Source organism: Actinomadura sp. BRA 177 (assembly GCF_013372625.1).
GTDB lineage: Bacteria > Actinomycetota > Actinomycetes > Streptosporangiales > Streptosporangiaceae > Spirillospora.
In genome coordinates this window covers 1-1,303 of sequence record NZ_JABXFD010000072.1, presented here as the reverse complement: position 1 = coordinate 1,303, position 1,303 = coordinate 1, and the positions used below count along the sequence as shown (strand labels likewise).

Here is a 1,303-nt window from a genome sequence, read left to right as displayed (position 1 = left end):
GGACAGCAGGGCCACCGCCGCGAGCGCGAGGGGACGTGAAGCACGCACCTGACCAGGCCCCCCGACGTGGTCTCGGTTCCTCGCTCGCATCGGACGCCCGCGACGCTAGCCGCTCCCCGCCCCCCTGTCGACTCGATCTCAGCCGGCCCCGGCCGCCGTTGCGCCCGTTGTGCGCGTCTTGTCGTCGGGAAGCGGCCGGTCACCCGGCTTCCCCGGCAGCCCGCGCGAATCACCGCCGGCGCCCGCGCCACTGCCGGCGCCCGCGCCACTGCCGGCGCCGGGGTCACTGTCCGTGTCGGCGCCACCACGGCCGTCGAGAGTTGCGGGACGTATCCGACGAACCAGGCAGCCCGGTTGTGCTCGGTCGTGCCGGTCTTGCCGCCGCCTCGCGGTCGGACAGCGCCGCGCGCGTGCCCGTCCCCTTCAGGACGATCGCCCGCATCGCGAAGGTCGCCTGCTCCCCGTCCAGCACCCGGCGCCCCGGCCCGTCGTCCCAGGGCAGCGGGACACGCCGGCCGTTCGCGTCGACGACCTTGGTGACGAGGTGCGGGACGACCGCCGTGCCGCCGTTCGCGAACGCCGCATACCCGGCGGCCTGCGTGACCGCCGCGACGTCCGGGATGCCGAGCGCGACGCCCGCCTGTCCCTCGAACGGCTTGAGCGCGGACGCCGGCACCCCGAACAGCCGCGCGGTGTCCATGACGTTCGAGATGCCCCGTCGGCGTAGTAGACGGTCGAGCCCTCGTCGGTGACGCCGTCCTTGGGCTGCGTCGGCACCGGCGTGCGGATGTAGGCGACCACGGTTGCGTCGGCCAGTAGCACGGCCGGTGTGACGAGCGTCACGGTCAGCTTGCGGCCGGGACGCAGCCGGGACGGGACGAATCGGAGCGGGCGGGTGAGGGCCGGCCGGACACGGCGGGCCCTGGGCAGGGAGGGCATGCGACCTCGTTCGACGTGGAGCACGCGGAATCGGCCGTCGTCCGGGGATGGGAGCGCGCGAGCGGGCAGGCCTTCGGCGGCATGCGCGAGATAGAAGGCGCCTGCGGGTCGGGGAGGAGTTCCGCGCGGGACGACGCTGCGGAGTAACGCAGCCAGATCGGTACGAGCCACGCCTGTGGCCGGTGGTCCCGCCGGACACGGCCCCCACGGGACCGCGCTGACGGCGCTTGTGCCACCGTGGTAACAGCTTGATCACGATGGACCCCGGACGCGCAAGCGATTGCGGAATCTGTGGGGTCCATCGCGATGAACCGGACGGCCGCGATGCCGTCCTCCGGGTGGCCCTCCGCACGCCCCCTAAACC

General features: G+C 73.9%; 1 protein-coding gene. It reads right to left on the bottom strand.

The genetic code is table 11. The features are described from left to right. Window positions 1–283: 283 nt before the first annotated feature. On the bottom strand, window positions 284–700 hold the full coding sequence (locus HUX53_RS01075) for a penicillin-binding transpeptidase domain-containing protein (RefSeq protein WP_176401284.1): 417 nt from the start codon (window positions 698–700) through the stop codon (window positions 284–286). Window positions 701–1,303: the final 603 nt, after the last annotated feature.